Here is a 2,337-nt window from a genome sequence, read left to right on the forward strand (position 1 = left end):
TGCCGGTCTCGGTCAGAGTCGGCTTGGCCTCATCTTCGGTGACCGCACCGCTGTCAGTGCCGCCGATCACGGCAGAGTCGTTGACGCCGGTGATGGTGATGGTGACGGTGTGCTCGGTGCCATCCACGGAGGTGACCACAAAGGTCTCGACCTTGGTCTCCCCTTCGCCCAGGTACTGCACCTTGCTGTTGTCGACGTTGTAAGTCCAGGTGCCGCCTTCGGTGATGGCAAGGCTACCCAGCGCACCCGCACTCGGGGTGCCGTTGCCGGCCAGGAACTTGGCTTCATCGGCGCCGTCCAGATCGGTCACGCTCAGGGTGCCGGTCTCGGTCAGCAGCGGCGTGCTTTCGTCTTCGGTCACGCCGCCGGTGTCAGTGCCGGTGATGACAGCCGCATCATTGACGCCGGTGATGGTGATGGTGACGGTGTGCTCGGTGCCATCCACAGACTGCACGGTGAAGGTCTCGACCTTGGTCTCCCCTTCGCCCAGGTACTGCACCTTGCTGTTGTCGACCTGGTAGGTCCAGGCACCGCCTTCGGTGATGGCGAGGCTGCCCAGCGCGCCCGCACTCGGGGTGCCGTTGCCGGCCACAAACTTGGCCTCATCGGCGCCGTCCAGGTCGGTCACGCTCAGGGTGCCGGTCTCGGTCAGCAGCGGGGTGCTTTCGTCTTCGGTCACGCCGCCGCTGTCAGCGCCGGTGATGACCGCGGCATCGTTGACGCCGGTGATAGTGATGGTGACGGTGTGCTCGGTGCCATCCACAGACTGCACGGTGAAGGTCTCGACCTTGGTCTCCCCTTCGCCCAGGTACTGCACCTTGCTGTTGTCGACGTTGTAAGTCCAGGTGCCGCCTTCGGTGATGGCAAGGCTACCCAGCGCACCCGCACTCGGGGTGCCGTTGCCGGCCAGGAACTTGGCTTCATCGGCGCCATCCACGTCGGTGACGCTCAGGGTGCCGGTCTCGGTCAGGGTCGGGGTGCTTTCATCTTCGGTCACGCTGCCGGTGTCGCTGCCGGTGATGACAGCCGCATCGTTCACGCCGGTGATGGTGATGGTGACGGTGTGCTCGGTGCCATCCACAGACTGCACGGTGAAGGTCTCGACCTTGGTCTCCCCTTCGCCCAGGTACTGCACCTTGCTGTTGTCGACGTTGTAGGTCCAGGCACCGCCTTCGGTGATGGCGAGGCTACCCAGCGCACCCGCACTCGGGGTGCCGTTGCCGGCCAGGAACTTGGCTTCATCCGCCCCGTCCACGTCGGTCACGCTCAGGGTGCCGGTCTCGGTCAGGGTCGGGGTGCTCTCGTCTTCGGTCACGCTGCCGGTGTCGCTGCCGGTGATCACCGCCGCGTCGTTCACGCCGGTGATGGTGACGGTGACGGTGTGCTCGGTGCCATCCACAGAGGTGAAGGTCTCGACCTTGGTCTCCCCTTCGCCCAGGTACTGCACCTTGCTGTTGTCGACGTTGTAGGTCCAGGCACCGCCTTCGGTGATGGCGAGGCTGCCCAGCGCGCCCGCACTCGGGGTGCCGTTGCCGGCCAGGAACTTGGCTTCATCGGCGCCGTCCACGTCGGTCACGCTCAGGGTGCCGGTCTCGGTCAGCAGCGGGGTGCTTTCGTCTTCGGTCACGCTGCCGGTGTCGCTGCCGGTAATGACGGCCTCATCGTTGACGCCGGTGATGGTGACGGTGACGGTGTGCTCGGTGCCATCCACAGACTGCACGGTGAAGGTCTCGACCTTGGTTTCGCCTTCGCCCAGGTACTGCACCTTGCTGTTGTCGACGTTGTAAGTCCAGGCACCGCCCTCGGTGATGGCGAGGCTGCCCAGTGCGCCAGTGCTGGCCACGCCGTTGCCGGCCACAAACTTGGCTTCATCCGCCCCGTCCAGGTCGGTCACGCTCAGGGTGCCGGTCTCGGTCAGCAGCGGCGTGCTTTCATCTTCGGTCACGCTGCCGGTGTCGCTGCCGGTGATGACCGCGGCATCGTTGACGCCGGTGATGGTGATGGTGACGGTGTGCTCGGTGCCATCCACAGACTGCACGGTGAAGGTCTCGACCTTGGTCTCCCCTTCGCCCAGGTACTGCACCTTGCTGTTGTCGACGTTGTAGGTCCAGGCACCGCCTTCGGTGATGGCGAGGCTGCCCAGCGCGCCGGCACTCGGGGTGCCGTTGCCGGCCAGGAACTTGGCCTCGTCGACCCCATCCACGTCGGTGACGCTCAGGGTGCCGGTCTCGGTCAGAGTCGGCTTGGTCTCATCTTCGGTGACCGCACCGCTGTCAGCGCCGGTGATCACCGCGGCATCGTTGACGCCGGTAATGGTGATGGTGACGGTGTGCTCGG

General features: G+C 65.4%; 1 protein-coding gene. It reads right to left on the reverse strand.

The window, feature by feature from the left end:
* Window positions 1-2,337 (reverse strand): VCBS domain-containing protein (locus KW824_RS20540; RefSeq protein WP_218410875.1); only part of this gene is annotated, 2,337 nt, incomplete at both ends.

Origin of the sequence: Aeromonas sp. sif0611, assembly GCF_019218845.1 — a bacterium.
GTDB lineage: Bacteria > Pseudomonadota > Gammaproteobacteria > Enterobacterales > Aeromonadaceae > Aeromonas > Aeromonas media.